Below are 15,351 nucleotides of genomic sequence, written 5' to 3'. Positions count from 1 at the left end.
GTGCCCCTTATCTGCGATGCCCCTGCGCGGAGGAGGACGGAGCTGACCGGGCTGCATCCTGCGCCGCGGCGGCGGCCGTGGCATTGGGGGCATCGGGCGGGAGCAGGCGGATCTGCCCGGCCGCCACATCCGCCAACTGGCCCAGAAGCTAGCTGAGGCCCTGCACCATGCTCATGGTGCTGCCACCGGCAGGGCCACTCAGGCTGATACGCTGGAGCGTGCCCTGCCCGTAAGGTGCCCCCGCCGCCGCAGGCTGGACCGAGAGCATGGCATCCAGCTCCACATGACCAGACGGCCCGGTGGAAAAGCGGCTGACCGAAAGCTCCACATAAACCTGCGGGTCGGCGGCGGCGGCATCGTTTTCCACAAACACGCCCGTACCGGGCAGGCGCTGGGCCAGATCCCCCGCCAGTGCGTGGCCGATCTGGCTGGCAAGGGAATCGCTCCATGCATCGGTGCTGGAAACGCTCAGCTTATAACCACTATCGGCCGTAACAATCCGGTCACGGTCCAGGCCGGAGGCAATGCTGGGCAGGCGCACCTCCACAAAGCGCGGGCCACCGGCCTGTGCCTGCCCCGGCACAACCGCCAGCGTGTAAAGCGAGGCCCCACTGCTGGCGCAGCCTGCAAGGGTAAACGCCATAAGCCCCAGCGAGGCCCCGCCGACCAGAACGTTGCGGCGGCAAAGACCAGCCCCAGCCAGTCCGTAAGGTTTAACGCGAGCCATGATCTTATCGTCCCGATATGAGCGCAGAGGGGTGGTTGGTCAGGAAGTCAGACAAAAAGCGCAGGGAGCGCGCGGTTTGTCCAAGCTGGATAACCATGGCCTGAAGGCTGCGCTTGAAGTCGCTGTCGCCCCCGTAGCTGGCCAGCAGGCGGTTGGCGTTGTGGAGCATCTGGTCCAGTTGCTCGGCCATGGCGGGCAGGCGCTGGCTGAGAGGTGCCAGACCTTTTTGCAGGTCCTGCGTCAAAGCCTGAAAATGCTGCATGGACACACGCAGGCTGGCCAGAGACTGTTTGACATCCGGGCTGCTCAGCGTTTCGTCCGCATGGGCGAGCAGGTTGTTGGCGTTGGTGCCAATCTGCTCGAACGGCATGGCCGCCAGACGGTCGGTTACGGTGGAAAGCGATTCCATGATCCCGCTCATACCCCCCGGCTGACCGGGGATAACAAGCGTTGTGCCTTCCATGCTGGTGGTGGCCTTGCCCGCGTTCTTGACAAAGTTGAGCGAGATCAGCCCTTCCCCCGTCAGCAGGCTTGCGCTGTCGGTGGAGGCCCGCAGGCCGTTCGCCACCAGTGTCCGCAGCATGTCCGTGACCTCCTCGTGCGAGAGTTCCTTGGAGGTCATCACCCGTTCGGGCTGGATTTCCATGCCAATACGCACGCGCGGGTGGCCGGGGGTGGAGGTCATGTCCAGTTTAACACTGGTCACGTTGCCCACCTGAATCCCAAACATGCTGACCACAGCCCCCGGAGCCAGCCCCTTGACGGAGGAGGTCAGGTACGTGGCAACGGGAACACGCTCATGGTACCCGGCGTTCTGGGCATCTTCCTCGCTCTCATAGAGCTTGAACACGGTGTTGGCCGCAGCCATGGGCAGGTCACGCTGGAGTTTACCCTCCTCCAGCGGGGGCAGGCCAAAAGCCACCCCACCGGAGAACAGCGCCTGAAGGGACTGCAACTGCACCTTGAGCCCACCAGCCCCAAAGCCCACCTTAACGCCCGAGACGTTCCAGAACCGTGTGCTCCCATTGAGGTAATGGTCGTAGGGTTCCTTGACAAAAATCTGGATCAGCACCGGCCCGCGCCCACCGGGCGGCATGGTGTAACCCAGCACTTCCCCCACATCCACATCGCGGAAAAAGACAGGGGCCCCCTGACCGATCGACCCAATATTGTTGGCCACCAGCGTATAGGTCTGGCCCGGCTGGTCCGAGCGCATGCCCGGTGGGGCTTCAAGCCCTTCAAACTGGTCCCTGCGCTGGCCGGAATTATGGCCGTTTTCATCCAGTCCGGGGTCAAAGGCGATGTACGCGCCAGACATCAGCGTTTCCAGCCCGGTAATGCTGGCCCCGTTAATGCGGGGGCGCACAACCCAGAACCGTGCCTTGTCGGTCAGCATGTCATTGGTGCCCTTGTTCATGCGGATGAGCACACGAACATGGCGCAGGTCGGGGGTGAGGGAGATGTTCTGCACCGTTCCCAGCACCACGGACTTGTTCTTGACCTGTGTCTGCCCACTGGTCAGGCCATCGGCGGTATCAAAGATAACAGAGATTTCCGGTCCGTTATCCACAAAGCTGCGCCAGACCAGAAAGCCCGCAATCAGCACCGAAATAATGGGAATAACCCAGATAATGGAAAACCGGATCCTGCGCACCAGCGCATCCTGAGTGTCACTTTCACCATGTCTTGGAGAATTGTGCCTGTCGTTCACGCCCTGTCCGGCTCCATATCATTCAAATACGCGGCAGTTTTATGCGGCGCGGGGGTGGGGGTCACCCGCCCGGCAAGGCCGCAATCGGAGGATGTCTCATTGTCGCCCACCACGTCCCACATAACGCGGGGGTCAAACACATGCACCGCAAAAATGGTCAGCACCACCACCGCGGCAAAGCAGACCATGCCCCCATTGGCGGTAATGCTGGCCATGCTGTTAAAGCGGACCATGGCCACCAGAATGGAAACCATGAACACGTCAATCATGGACCACCGGCCAATAATATCGATCACCCGGTAAAGTCTGGTCCGCGCCACCAGCCAGCGCTCCGAGCGCCGCCATGTGGTAAAGAGCATGAACAGCAGACCAAAAATCTTGAGCACGGGCACGGTTACACTCGCAAACAGCACCAGCAGCGAGAGCGGGATCATCCCGTCCTGCCACAGCTCCACCGCCCCGGCTATAATGGTATGCCCCGTGCCCCCACCCAGCCGGATCACGGTCATGACCGGGTAGATATTGGCAGGCAGGTAAAACACCACGGCAGAAATAAGCAGAGCGAGTGCGCGCACGCGGCCATTGAGCTTGCGGCGGCGCACCACATGCCCACAGCGCGGGCAAAAGCCCAGAGCCCCGGTTGTGGGCATGGCCTCCTCAAACGCCAGCACGACCCCGCAGGACAGGCACGACGCCATGTGCGAAGGCGGCGGCAGGGGAGTGTGGCGCGTCACGTTCTCGCAGGTCAGGCGGATGCGCCTGTTATCCATGCGGCGCAGGCTGTGGTCTGTCTGCCTGCGTTCCCAGATCAGCTCCGTATCCAGCGTGGCATCGGTCGCGGACATGGTCAGCATCAGGCCCGAGACCAGAAACACCGCCGCCCCGATCTGCACATAAGCCAGATCGGACAGTTTGGTATAGGCCACGAACACGCCCAGAATATACACCTCCACCATGGACCACGGGCGCAGGCGTTCGTACCATTTGAGCAGATGCGGCACCCAGAAAGGCAGCTTTGGCTGCAACGCCCCCACCAGAATGGCCAGCATCATGCCAATAACCAGACCGGGCACAATAATGGTGGCAATGGCCACCAGTACGCCCACTTCCCCCCAGCCCTCATGCAGCAGTTCAATCGGGCCGGTCAGGATATTCACCGTGCGCTGGCGACCATACAGGTCCAGCATCATCAGGGTTGAGGCCAGCATGGCAAGGTAAAGCGCGGCCGAGCTGATGCAAAAGGCCAGTGGCGTCGCTATGGGAGAGGTATGGTTCCGCCGGTCCAGCAACTGGTTGCACCGGCAGCAGCGTGCCTGTGTGCCGGGGTTAAGCTCTGGCAGAATCTGGTAATGCCCGCAGCACGGACACTCCACCGCCCCGCGCAAAAGCCGGACGTGCCGTTCCTCATCAACCGGTACATCCCGGCCGGGGAACAGAGCCTCCCGCAGCAGGGCCATGACTTGCGTTGCGTTCATTACTCCTGTTCTTAATACCAACCGCTTCACCTGTAACTGAAAAAACCGTATGGCACCCCTGCCATACAGACCTGCGCCCAGCGCTTCTGTGCCCGGCCACCCCGGCCCCCGCCCCCGATACCGGGACCGGGACCGGGACCGGGACCAATACCGGGGCCGATACCGCCATACGGCTGCCCCTGCACATCCGCACCCGAGCGGTTTGGCGGCTCTTCCGGCATGCCCCCCTACAGGCCCGGCACCTTTGGCAAAGAAGAAGAAAAAACCGGACCGCTCCGGAATATGGGGGAAAAAAGCCCCCTTCACTGCCGTAATGGATGTTGCATGCTCTGAATGATCATGATAGTCAGCCTACCGCACACACTGCTGTGCCCGCTTAGCTCAGTTGGTAGAGCACATCATTCGTAATGATGGGGCCGATGGTTCGAATCCGTCAGCGGGCACCACTTTTCCCCTAAATTGTCATCAGTTTTGCTGCATGCCGCCAGCACGCCACGGCTTTGCACAGTCATGCCCGTATGACCGGGAGCACCAGACTGCCCCAACCTGTGTACGCTCCGCGACGCCGCCCCCAAAAAACGCCAAAGACCAAAGGCTGAAGGGAGCGCAGCACCCTGCCCCGCAGAAGATGCGCCAGACTGGCTCTGTGGCCAGCCTCATAGTCACATACAGAGTTAGTGGGCTTTATCCGCCACCGGCGCGTCCAGCGTGTAAAAGCTGATCGCCATGGCGTGGCCGTTGGAATAGTTCAGCCCCGCGACCGTGCCACGGCTGAACGCCTTTGGCGCATCCGCCCCCAGTGCCTCCATAAACGCCTTGCGCTCACGCACATCCACAAGGGCTGCGGTGCAGGCCGGGTGGTCGCGCATGGCCTGCGCGGCCTGTGCGGGGCTCCCCAGCACCACCTTGCCCCCAATCAGGAACACCAGACTGGGCTCGGTAAAGGAAACGGAATAAACCTGTGTCTGTGCGCAGGGCTGATGCGCCTGCACCAGCGCCACCAGACGGGGTGCCAGCCAGATGCTGCGCAACTGCGGCACCACAACCGTAAACAGCCCCACATATAAAAGGGCTGCCGCAACACAGCTGCTCAACGCTGCATAACACAGTTCCGCCCGCCAGATCTGCCACACCGCCAGCCCAACCAGCGGCAGAACGCCACCCGCCAGCACAAGGGCGGGAACACTAAGCTGGCGCTCCAGCGTCCACAGTAAAAATGGCCCCGCGGCAGCCAGCGCGCAGCCTGCAAAACCCCACAAGACGGCATAGACCCCAAGCAGCAGGTGGCCCCAGCGGGTCCGCGGGCCGTTCCGCCACACCACACCACTCTGCGCCAGCAGGCCCGCACTCAGTATGGCAATGGCGGGGTATGTGGGCAGCACGTAATGGGGCAGCTTGGTTGCTATGCTTTCAAACACTACCCAGTGCGGCACAATCCAGCACAGCAGGTAACGCACCGGCAGAGTACGCCGCTCCCGCCATGCCTGCGGCAGCACACTGGCGGCAAAGTAGGAGCCGGGCCAGAATGCGATCAGGAATACAAGCAGGTGATAGCCCGGCGGCAGGCCGTGCGCCTCCTGCCCGGAAGCCACCTTGCCCAGAAAATTCCCCCCCACCGCGCGCCGGAAGAACTCGCCGTGGCTGACCACCCCAATGGCCACGCACCACGGCAGCACCACGGCAGCCGCCACAAGCCAGCCCCATGCCGGGCGCAGCCTGCGCCACAGGTCCAGATGACGCTCCACCCAGCCCATGGCCAGCGGTGTTGCTAGGGAGGGAATCAGCACAACCGGGCCTTTAAGCATAAGCCCGCAGCCCACAGCGCCCCAGAACAGCAGCGCCGTGCCAGCAGGTGTGGCACGCGCTGCCTCCCTGTCTGCCAGTGCCCGTACCAGCGCGTACTGGGCTACCAGCACGCTGAGCAGCAGGCACGAATCAATCGTGCCCATACGGCTTTCCGCCGCCACCAGCACCGAGGCCATCAGCAGGACCGCAGCCCCGACCCCGACCATGGCCCCGAACAGGCTGGCCCCCATGATGGCGGTCAGCACCACCGCTCCGGTCATGGCCAGCAGGGAAGGAATACGGTACGGCCACACCGTGCGGGCATAATCCATGCCCACAGCCTTAACAGCCATGGATTCCAGCCAGTAAATACCGGCGGGCTGAAGGTAGCGCGGCTTGTCCTGAAAGCGCACATCTATGTAGTTGTGCGTCTCCAGCATCTGGGCCGATGCTTCCATGTAGCGTGGTTCATCCCGGTCAAACGGGGGGATTGTCATGCGGCCGGGCAGAAACAGCACAAAAGCCGCCAGACCGATCAGCACCAGCACACGCCACGGCAGGGTACGGGCCCCGCGTGCAGGCCCTAGCATTCATCAACCGTTCTGGGCAGCCGGGTGCGGTTACGCAGCCACATAACACCCAGCAGGTCCCGCACACCCACTACAGCACGGTTGAAATTGGTATATTTGGACTGCCCATGCAGCCGCGGCCGATGCGAAACCGGATGGCACACCAGAGGCACCCCATAGGATGCAAAAAAGGCGGGCATAAACCGGTGCAGGCCTTCAAACTGTGGCAGGCGCAAAAAATCGGCGCGCTGAAAAATCTTGATCGGGGCACCCGTATCCGGGCAGTGGTCCTGTAGCAGCCTCTGGCGCAGGCCATTGGCAAAGCGTGTGGCAAAGCGGCGGGACCAGCCATCCTTCCGTCTGGCGCGCACCCCGACCACAAGCGGGGGCGTACCCTGTGCGGCCCGGGCCAGAGCCACCAGTGCTACCAGCTCACGCGGGTCGTCCTGCCCGTCCCCATCAATCGTGGCAATCCACGCGCCTTTTGCCGCGGTAATGCCCGTACGCAACCCGGCGGACTTACCACAGCACCGATCGTGCGAGAGAATACGCAGGTTGGGCAGGCACTCCTGCCGAAGCTGGCGCAGCACGGCCACCGTGTTGTCGCGGCTGCCGTCGTTTACAAACACGACTTCCGATGGGGGGAGGCTCTTGCAGGCTTCGGCCAGTTCGCGGCAGACCTGTGGCAGGTTATCCTGCTCGTCCAGAACAGCAATAACGATGCTCAGCACGGGCTGAACATCGCTTGCCTGCGACACAGAGGTTTGCACCGTTTGTGTCATACATATGCACCCTGAAGGGAGATGGGCTTAAGCTGCCTGACGGGAAAACGCGGCGGGCAGGTCTGCCAGTGCCTGATCAACCAGTGCAGAGGCTTTCTGCTCATCAATGGTCTGGGGGATAATGCTGTGCGCAGCATTGACCGCCACATCAATGGCGAGCTGGCGCACTTCCTTTACGGCGGCGCGCTCAACGGCGGCAATCCGGTCACGCGCCATCTGCTCGTGGCGGCGCACGGCGGCCTCGGCTTCTGCACGGGCCTGCTTGGCCATTTCGTCCGCCTTGATGCGGGACTGCTCGATAAAGGATTTGGCTTCCGCCAGAGCCTGTTCACGCTCGCGCGTTGCATCTTCGAGCATCTGCTCGGCTTCGCGGCGCAGGCGGGCTGCCTCGTCCAGTTCCTCGCGGATCAGGTTGGCGCGGTTGTCCAGAATGGACGCAATAGGCGTCCACAGTTTTTTACCGGCCAGCACAAAGAACAGAACAAACGAAACAGCGACCCAGAAACCCGCTACATGAAAAATGTCAGTCATGACCAAAATTCCCCTGAGTACGGATTCAGATAATGCTGCGATGCGCGGAGGCGCTCTCAACACTCTGGGCAACAAGCTGGGCGTCTGGCGCAACACCTGTCAGCCGCTGCACCAGCGCCTGTGTGGTATCGGCCGCAATTTCTTTAAGCGCGCTCAAGGCCCGCGCTTTTTCTGCCGCAACATTCTTTTCGGCATCCGCAATTTCGGAAGCCAGACGTGCGTTGATTTCCTGCATCTGCTGCTCTGCCGCACGATGCTCTTCGTCCAGAACCTTCTGAAGATGCGCCTGGGCTTCTGCCATGGCATCTTTGCGGGCCTGCTGGAGTTCGGCTACGGCTTTGTCAGCATCCTGTTTAGCGGACCGGGCGACTTCAAGATCACCTGTAATACGCTGGCTACGGTCATGCAGAACGCGGGCGACACCCGGCAGCATGGCCTTGCTGAGAACAAGATAGAAGATGAAGAAAATAATTGCCCCCCACATGACCTGGCCGGTCACGAGTGGGTTGGCAAAGTCAAGCTGAGGCATTCCCGTGGCGTATGCACCAGGTGCCGAAACGGCCAGCAAAGAAACGCCGCAAACCGTTGCAAGCAGTCCGGCACGAACTGTCTTCGTAATCACACCCACAGGAATGTCTCCTCTTGTTTTCCCGATCTCAGACGAAGAGGATCAGGAATGCGATCAGCAGCGCGAACAGGGCGATAGCTTCTGTCAGTGCGAAGCCGAGCATGCCCAGACCGAACACGTGCGGGCGAGCCGCCGGGTTACGGGCAATGCTGCTGACCAGCGTTGAGAAGATGTTGCCGAGGCCGATACCAACGCCGGCGAGGGCGATAACGGCGATACCTGCACCGATTTCCCGGGCTGCAGCGATGTCCATATCAGTCACTTCCTTGTTTCAAGACAGTTTCAAACGAAACGGGCAAAGCAGCTCAGTGAGCCACGGCCTCCCGCAGGTAGATGCACGTCAGGATGGCAAACACATAGGCCTGCAATACCCCGACAAGCAACTCAAGAGCCATAAGCGCCACGTTAATGGCGATGGGCCCGATCGCAAACACGTCACCCACCACGCCAAAACCGGCGAGCATGATCACGAAGCTTGCGAAAATATCGAACATGACGTGCCCGGCAACCATGTTGGCGAACAGTCGGATGGACAGGCTGACCGGGCGGGAGAGGAACGAGAGAATCTCGATCGGGATCAGCAGGGGCGCCAGAAAGGGGCTGGCGCCGTCCGGCATGAAGTGGGCGAAAAACCGCAGGCCCTGCACCTTGAGCGACACGACAACCGTCAGCAGGAACACCATGAACGCCATGGCGAAGGTGACGGCAATATGGCTGGTAAAGGTGAAGGAGAACGGCAGAAGGCCGATGTAGTTCCCCGCCAGAATGAAGAAGAACAGGGTGAAGATGAACGGGAAGAAGGCTGCACCTTCCGGCCCGATCGTATCCACGGCCATGTTATGAATGAACTCGTAGCAGACCTCGGCTGCGGCCTGAAGCCGACCGGGAACAACTGCTGCGGGGCGCATGCCAAAATACAGGAACGCAAGAACAAGGCAGACTGCCGCCATCATGTACAGCGGAGACTGGCTGAAGCGCAGGGCCTCGCCCAGCCCGCCAAGAACGGGGTGGAGCTCAAACTGTTCAAGTACGTTAATGCTGGAACCGCCCGCCACAACCGCTCTCCTAGACCTTGCCCCGAATCGAACATCCGGGCTTCAGCTTCTTACTTTACGTCCATCGTCCTGACCAGACGCCAAACATTCAGCATTCCGGCGCTACCGCCCAAAAGTGCGAAGATGACAAGAAACAGCGCCCGGGTATGGAGCCAGTGATCCAGCCCCCACCCTATGGCAACCCCCACAACCAGCCCCGCGAGCATTTCTGTCCCGGCTCTGAACGCCAATGCAGCAAGGGACCTGTCGGCCTCCATGTTTGCATCAACCTGAGGTTTTTCCTCCTTGACCAGACCGTAGCGGCGCTCAGCCGACTGCAATCTGGCGTTGAAGGAATCGTCTTTTTCCTTACTCATACCTCGCACCTCCCAAGGGGTGCAGGCGCTTGCTAACGGGGCAGCCATATCCTGTCAAGAAACCTTAGCGGGCTTGCTGTCCAAAATATTGCACCGTAGCATTTGCGCCACCCCGCTGATTACTCCATTCCGGGCAGGCCAACCAGCCCGCGCGCGTAGTCCATGGCGGAAAAAGGCCGCAGATCCTCTACCTGTTCGCCCACGCCAACGGCATGCACAGGCAGGCCGAACCCATCGGCCAGCGCGACCACAATACCACCACGGGCCGAGCCATCCAGCTTGGTCACGACCAGCCCGCTCACGTTCACAAGTTCGCGAAAAACCCGTACCTGCTCCACCGCGTTCTGCCCCGTTGTGGCATCCAGCACCAGCAGGACCGAATGGGGAGCGCTTTCATCAAACTTGCGCATGACGCGAATAATTTTTGCCAGCTCTTCCATCAGCGCCGACTTGTTGTGCAGCCGCCCCGCCGTATCCACGAACACAAGGTCCGCCCCTTCGGCCTTGCCACGCTTGAGCGCTTCGTATGCAAGGCCTGCGGCATCAGCTCCCGGGGGACCGGCAATAACCGGGCAGCCCGTGCGCTCGCCCCAGATCTGGAGCTGCTCTACGGCTGCGGCACGGAATGTATCGCCCGCCACCATCATGACCTTGCTGCCCTGAGCGGAAAAAAAGCGGGCCATTTTGCCAATGGTGGTTGTTTTGCCCACGCCATTGACCCCCACAACCAGCACCACATGCGGTTTGTGGGCGGGGTCGGGGGCAAACGGTACGGCTACCGGCTCCAGAATCCGGGCAATTTCTTCGGCCAGAGCCAGCCGGATTTCCTCATCCGTGACTTCGGCGCCAAAGCGGCTGGACCGAAAAGTCTCAATCACCTTTTCCGCAACACCGGGGCCAAGGTCTGCGGTAATGAGCAGTTCCTCCAGTTCCTCCAGCGCCTCGTCATCCAGTTTGCGGCGGGTAAAAATACCCGTAAGCCCGCCACCCAGCTTCTGGGTGGAGCGGGACAGCCCCTCCTTGAGACGAGAGAAAAAACCAAGCGCCATTCTAGATCCTTTCCGCCACCAGTCCGCCCTCTTCCACCGCGATGGGCAGAAGGGAGAGAATATCCCCGACCGAGGCTTCGGCCCCGCTCAGGCGGACGGGTGCAAACTGCTCGCTATGTCCTGTTGTGGGGGTTTCCATCAGCACACGCTGGGGCTGGCCCAGCAGGCTTGCATAGTACCGCGCCGCAGATGCGGCCCCCACCGCCCGCAGGGCGGCTGCACGCGCCTTGCGCTGGGGCACGGGCACCGCACGCATGCGCGCGGCCGGAGTACCCTCACGCTCGCTGTAGGGGAACACATGCAGGTAAGGCAGCGCCATCTCTGCCACAAAGGCGCGCGTCTGCTCGAACAGGGCGTCATCCTCGGTGGGGAACCCGGCAATGAGGTCGGCACCAATACCAATATCGGGCCGCAGGCTTCTGGCGCGCGCCACAACATGGGCGGCATCTTCCACCAGATGGCGGCGCTTCATGCGTTTGAGAATAAGGTCCGCCCCGGCCTGTAGGGAAAGATGCAGATACGGCATGAACCGGGGCTCGGCCTCCAGCAGTTGCCAGATGTCCTCATCAATTTCCACCGGATCAACCGAGGACAGGCGCAGCCGCTCCAGCTCGGGCACCAGCCGCAGCACACGGCGGCACAACTGCCCCAGCACGGGCTTGCCCGGCAGGTCCGCGCCCCATGAGGTCATATCCACCCCGGTCAGCACCACCTCGCGGTAGCCAGCCCCCACCAGTGCGCGCACCTGCTCCACCACGGCCCCAACCGGCACGGAGCGCGAAGGCCCGCGCCCGAAGGGAATAATGCAGAAGGTGCAGCGGTGGTCGCACCCCTGCTGAACCTGCACAAACGCACGGGTGCGGCCTGCAAACTCGGTGACCAGATGAGCGGCCGTTTCCCTTGCCGCCATAATGTCGGACACGGCTACAGGCTCGGCCAGTGCCGCGGGGGACCAGCTTTCGGCCTTCAGTTTTTCCTCATTCCCCAGCACGCGGGTTACGCCGGGCAGGATGGACCAGTTTTCGGGGTGAATCTGGGCGGCGCAGCCGGTCACGACAATGCGGGCATCAGGGTTTTCACGATGCGCACGGCGGATGGCCTGCCTTGCCTGCCGCTCCGCCTCCCCCGTAACCGCGCAGGTGTTGACAATGATCACATTGCCCAGCCCCTGCGCGTGGTCCCGCATGACCTCGCTCTCCCACGTGTTCAGGCGGCAGCCGAAGGTCAGGATTTCTGGCCGGGTGGTCATGATGGATAGGCGGCCAGATCGACCGTCCCTTCAAAAGCTGTGGTGGCGGAGCCGGTCATGAGCACATGGCCCGTCTGCTCGGACCAGACAATGTGCAGGGTGCCGCCATCCAGCTCCACCGTGCAGGTCCGTGCGGCAAGGCCACGCCGCACGGCATTGACCACGGCGGCACATGCGCCAGACCCGCAGGCCTCGGTCACGCCTGCACCCCGTTCATGCACCTTCAGGCGCATATGGTGCGGCCCGTCCATGCGGGCAAAGCCGATATTGGCGCGTTCGGGAAAAATGGGGTCGTGCTCAAGCGCATCCCCCTGCGCCACCATACCAAAATCGGAGACAAAAAACGTAGCGTGCGGGTTGCCCATGGAAGCCGCCGCCGGATCACCCGGCAAGGGCAGGTGCAGTGTATCCACCGCCATGGCCAGTGGCACATCCTGCCAGTGGGTGCGTGGAGCGCCCATGTCCACCGTAATCAGCCCGTCGGGGGTTCTGCTGGTAGGCAGCACGCCTGCGCGGGTTTGCAGCACAGGTGTTGCATTACCGCTACAGCGCCACACAAGATCGGCCACACAGCGCGAGGCATTGCCGCAGGCCCCTGCCTCCGACCCGTCGGGGTTGAAAAAGCGCACAAGCACATCTGCCCCATCCGCCGTGGGCGCGCGCAGGGTTACAAGCTGGTCGCAGCCAATACCCCGGCGGCGGTGCGCCAGAGCTGCAATGCGGCCGGGGGTCAGGGGCAGGTCGCCCGTCCGCTCGTCGAGGATGACAAAATCATTCCCCAGACCGTGCATTTTGTAAAAAGAGGTCAGCATTGCGCGCCTTATATGCCAATTCAGACCGGGATGCCATGCCCCACCCGCACGGTTGAGCGCTGCACTGGCCTGCAAGGCATAGCATGGCGCGGCCCCTGCTGTCCCGGCCCGTATGCGCCGGGTGGGAGTTAGATAAAGCGGCCCGGCGCGCCGCGCTGGAGCACCTCGATCCTGTAGCCATCCGGGTCGGTCAGGAAAAAGAACTGCCCGACGACCGTGCTCTCGTGCTGCATGGTTTTAACTGGCGTAACCGGGTGCCCCGCAGACTGCATGCGTGCGTGCTCGGCCACCACATCCGCCACCGAAACCGCCAGATGCCCATAGCCTTCCCCCAGAGCATAAGGCTCCGTGCGGCCGTGGTTGATGGTGAGTTCAAGCTCAAAACTCTGCTCGTCATTGGCCAGATAGACCAGAGTGAAGCTGTCAAACTCAAAACGGCCAACCGGAGCAAGGCCCAGCGTATCAGTATAGAACGCAACGGATTTCCGTTCATCCAGCACACGCAGCATGCTGTGGATCATTCTGGCCATAAAGACTTCCTTTTTTCCAATGCCCTGTTTTTTTAAACTCTACTGCATCTTTTTTAACGACAGCCGCGTTTGTTCTGAAATTATTTTTTAAGCATGTCTCTCTTTACTAAGGGGGTGCTAAAATGGTTCTGATCTAATCAGGTTCCCGCATAACACCTGTCAGAAAATGAAGAGAGCATGCGCATCTTGAAGTCCCTGCACGCCTCTTGGGCGCACTGTATGAAAGCCAGCCTGTGTATGGGCACAGTCCTGGCCTCCGGCCCACTGCTGCTGTGCCTTGGCGCACCGGCCATGGCTGCGGGAGACGAAGCCTCGCTGGATGCGCTGGAACAGCAGATTGCGCGCATCCAGTCCGAACAGAAGGCTCTGCAAAAAGCTCTGGTGAGCGTGCAGAAACAGATTGCCGCCCACCGCTCTGTCGCCCATGCGGGGGGTGCTGCGGCCCATCACGGCCTTGCCGCCCACCAGCTTGCCAGTCTGGATGCCGCCGACCATGAGGCAGGCATTGCCGTACACTCCGCCGATCATGAGGAAGAAGCCGGGGTCCACCACCTTGTGGGCGGGCGCTTCCATACCGGCGGGCCAGATGCCCAGCCTGTGTTCGGGGGCGCGGATGACACGCCAACCGTGGAATCCGTCGTTGGCCACCGCGCGGAAGACGTGATCTCCCGCCTGGCGGAAAACGGTGTAGGGCCCCACTCGCGTGAAACGGCGGGCGCACAGGCGGCAGGCGCGCTGGGTGACCACGGCGTGTTCCACCTTGGCCCCGTTACCCTGATCCTTGGTGGGTTTCTTGATGCCTCGGCCGTGGAGAGCAACCGCCACACAGCCAGCGGTACCTTCAACTTCTGGCAGGCCACACCCTTCAGGAACGAACCGCGCTACCATACCGACAACTTCGAGGGCAGCGCGCGTTACAGCCGCCTCTCGCTCATGGCGCGCGGGAATATTGACAGTTACTCCACCATTTCGGGCGTGTTCGAAATGGATTTTGGCGCAGGCGCCGATACCACCGATGCCTATGAGAGCAACAGCTACGCGTTCCGCATGCGTCAGGCCTATCTTGCGTATGATAACAGCAAGGAGAACTTCCACTTCCTTGCCGGGCAGGCGTGGAGCATGCTTACCCCCGGCCGCGTAGGGATTATCCCCCGACAGGAAAGCCTGCCTGAAACCATAGAATCCTCCATGCTGGCAGGGCAGACATGGGCGCGTCAGCTCCAGTTCCGCTTTGTAAAGGACTTCCTGAACCACCGCCTGTGGACCGGCCTTTCGATTGAGAACTCGGCAACGCTGTACAGCACCGGCTCCTTCAGCAATGGCACATCGGACGGGCAGGTGATCATACCCGGAGGACAGACCGTTACCGTGGGCTCCAGCGGCGTGGGCCTGACCAACGATGCCCTGTTCCCCAACGAAATCGCACCCGACGTGATTGGCAAGATCGCCTGGGACCCGCACTGGGGCCATTACGAAGTGGAGGGTATTCTCCACTTCCCGCATGACCGCGTTTCCACCCTTGGATCGGGCCAGAACCATACGGCCGTGGGCGGTGGCGGCGGTGGGTCCATGATCCTGCCAGTTATTCCGCACAAGGTGGAAGTCCGGCTGGCGGGGCTGGCAGGCTACGGCATTGGCCGTTACGGCTCGGTACTGCTGCCAGACGCCACACTCAAGGCCAATGGTGCGCCCTCTCCCCTGTTCTCCCTACAGGGCACGGCGGGAATTATCGCCCACCCCAACCCCCTCATTGACGTGTATGGCTATTTTGGCTACCAACAGGCCGGTCGCAGCTACTTCTCGGAAGGTGGTCAAGCCTACGGTTACGGCAACCCTGCCTATAACAACACGGGGTGCTATACCGAGCTGAGTGGTAACTGTGCGGCTGGCAGTAACATCCATAGTGTTATGGAAGCCACAATCGGAGCGTGGTATCGTTTCTTTAAAGGCCGTTATGGTACGGTGGAAGCTGGTGTGCAGCTTGCCTATTCGCGCATTCATGCGTGGGACGGCAACGGTGGCGCGCCAGACACCAGCCTGAGCGAACTCTTTATGGATTTCCGTTACCTACCCTTCCAGTAAGGATGTCTTT

Annotated in this window: 17 protein-coding genes and 1 tRNA gene; 2 read left to right on the top strand and 16 right to left on the bottom strand. The window is 61.6% G+C overall.

What is annotated here, in order from left to right; genetic code table 11:
• Positions 1 to 7 precede the first annotated feature (7 nt).
• The 5 genes from HNR55_RS16940 to HNR55_RS08290 are packed head-to-tail and all read right to left on the bottom strand — an operon-like array spanning position 8 to position 4,134.
• Positions 8 to 136, bottom strand: coding sequence for a hypothetical protein (locus HNR55_RS16940; protein ID WP_260400876.1), 129 nt, complete (start codon positions 134 to 136; stop codon positions 8 to 10).
• A gap of 12 nt (positions 137 to 148) precedes the next feature.
• The gene (locus HNR55_RS08305; RefSeq protein ID WP_166113624.1) at positions 149 to 727 is read right to left on the bottom strand and encodes a PqiC family protein; all 579 of its coding nucleotides are present in this window, start codon (positions 725 to 727) and stop codon (positions 149 to 151) included.
• Positions 728 to 731: 4 nt separating this feature from the next.
• Complete coding sequence (locus tag HNR55_RS08300) at positions 732 to 2,438, bottom strand: PqiB family protein (RefSeq protein ID WP_166113627.1); 1,707 nt, start codon at positions 2,436 to 2,438, stop codon at positions 732 to 734.
• Positions 2,435 to 3,913, bottom strand: a complete 1,479-nt coding sequence (locus tag HNR55_RS08295; protein ID WP_166113631.1) for a paraquat-inducible protein A — start codon at positions 3,911 to 3,913, stop codon at positions 2,435 to 2,437. Before HNR55_RS08295 ends, HNR55_RS08300 begins: the two co-directional genes overlap by 4 nt.
• A 26-nt stretch (positions 3,914 to 3,939) precedes the next feature.
• Entirely contained in the window at positions 3,940 to 4,134 is a 195-nt protein-coding gene (locus HNR55_RS08290; RefSeq protein WP_184382643.1) for a hypothetical protein, read from the bottom strand.
• A 149-nt stretch (positions 4,135 to 4,283) separates the two neighbouring features.
• On the opposite strand from HNR55_RS08290, the gene HNR55_RS08285 reads away from it, so the two are divergent.
• Positions 4,284 to 4,359 (top strand) — tRNA-Thr (locus HNR55_RS08285).
• Positions 4,360 to 4,587: 228 nt separating this feature from the next.
• On the opposite strand, the gene HNR55_RS08280 is transcribed toward HNR55_RS08285, so the two are convergent.
• From HNR55_RS08280 to HNR55_RS08230, 11 genes are all read right to left on the bottom strand, one after another.
• On the bottom strand, positions 4,588 to 6,288 hold the full coding sequence (locus HNR55_RS08280) for an ArnT family glycosyltransferase (protein WP_166113634.1): 1,701 nt from the start codon (positions 6,286 to 6,288) through the stop codon (positions 4,588 to 4,590).
• Entirely contained in the window at positions 6,282 to 7,049 is a 768-nt protein-coding gene (locus tag HNR55_RS08275) for a glycosyltransferase (protein WP_166113637.1), read from the bottom strand. Before HNR55_RS08275 ends, HNR55_RS08280 begins: the two co-directional genes overlap by 7 nt.
• Before the next feature lie 27 nt (positions 7,050 to 7,076).
• Positions 7,077 to 7,571 (bottom strand): F0F1 ATP synthase subunit B, encoded by a 495-nt coding sequence (atpF, locus tag HNR55_RS08270; RefSeq protein ID WP_373318106.1) that lies wholly within the window; start codon positions 7,569 to 7,571, stop codon positions 7,077 to 7,079.
• Between the two features lie 34 nt (positions 7,572 to 7,605).
• Complete coding sequence (locus HNR55_RS08265) at positions 7,606 to 8,208, bottom strand: F0F1 ATP synthase subunit B family protein (RefSeq protein ID WP_166113643.1); 603 nt, start codon at positions 8,206 to 8,208, stop codon at positions 7,606 to 7,608.
• Positions 8,209 to 8,236: 28 nt separating this feature from the next.
• The gene (locus tag HNR55_RS08260; protein ID WP_025828682.1) at positions 8,237 to 8,461 is read right to left on the bottom strand and encodes an ATP synthase subunit C family protein; all 225 of its coding nucleotides are present in this window, start codon (positions 8,459 to 8,461) and stop codon (positions 8,237 to 8,239) included.
• 52 nt (positions 8,462 to 8,513) lie between these two features.
• Entirely contained in the window at positions 8,514 to 9,263 is a 750-nt protein-coding gene (locus tag HNR55_RS08255; protein ID WP_166113646.1) for a F0F1 ATP synthase subunit A, read from the bottom strand.
• A 50-nt stretch (positions 9,264 to 9,313) separates the two neighbouring features.
• Positions 9,314 to 9,619 (bottom strand): AtpZ/AtpI family protein, encoded by a 306-nt coding sequence (locus tag HNR55_RS08250; RefSeq protein WP_166113649.1) that lies wholly within the window; start codon positions 9,617 to 9,619, stop codon positions 9,314 to 9,316.
• 119 nt (positions 9,620 to 9,738) lie between these two features.
• Positions 9,739 to 10,668 (bottom strand): signal recognition particle-docking protein FtsY, encoded by a 930-nt coding sequence (gene ftsY / locus HNR55_RS08245; RefSeq protein WP_166113652.1) that lies wholly within the window; start codon positions 10,666 to 10,668, stop codon positions 9,739 to 9,741.
• 1 nt (position 10,669) lies between these two features.
• The gene (gene mtaB / locus HNR55_RS08240; RefSeq protein WP_166113655.1) at positions 10,670 to 11,917 is read right to left on the bottom strand and encodes a tRNA (N(6)-L-threonylcarbamoyladenosine(37)-C(2))-methylthiotransferase MtaB; all 1,248 of its coding nucleotides are present in this window, start codon (positions 11,915 to 11,917) and stop codon (positions 10,670 to 10,672) included.
• Positions 11,914 to 12,729 (bottom strand): diaminopimelate epimerase, encoded by an 816-nt coding sequence (dapF, locus tag HNR55_RS08235; protein ID WP_166113658.1) that lies wholly within the window; start codon positions 12,727 to 12,729, stop codon positions 11,914 to 11,916. The genes mtaB and dapF overlap by 4 nt, the downstream gene beginning before the upstream one ends.
• A gap of 128 nt (positions 12,730 to 12,857) precedes the next feature.
• Positions 12,858 to 13,259: a VOC family protein gene (locus HNR55_RS08230; protein ID WP_166113661.1), complete on the bottom strand. Its 402-nt coding sequence runs from the start codon at positions 13,257 to 13,259 to the stop codon at positions 12,858 to 12,860.
• Between the two features lie 219 nt (positions 13,260 to 13,478).
• On the opposite strand from HNR55_RS08230, the gene HNR55_RS08225 reads away from it, so the two are divergent.
• A complete protein-coding gene (locus HNR55_RS08225; RefSeq protein WP_166113823.1) occupies positions 13,479 to 15,341 on the top strand; it encodes a hypothetical protein in 1,863 nt (620 codons plus the stop codon).
• Positions 15,342 to 15,351: the final 10 nt, after the last annotated feature.

This window comes from Acetobacter lovaniensis (assembly GCF_014207635.1).
Lineage (GTDB): Bacteria > Pseudomonadota > Alphaproteobacteria > Acetobacterales > Acetobacteraceae > Acetobacter > Acetobacter lovaniensis.
This window is presented reverse-complemented; position numbering and strand designations above follow the sequence as displayed.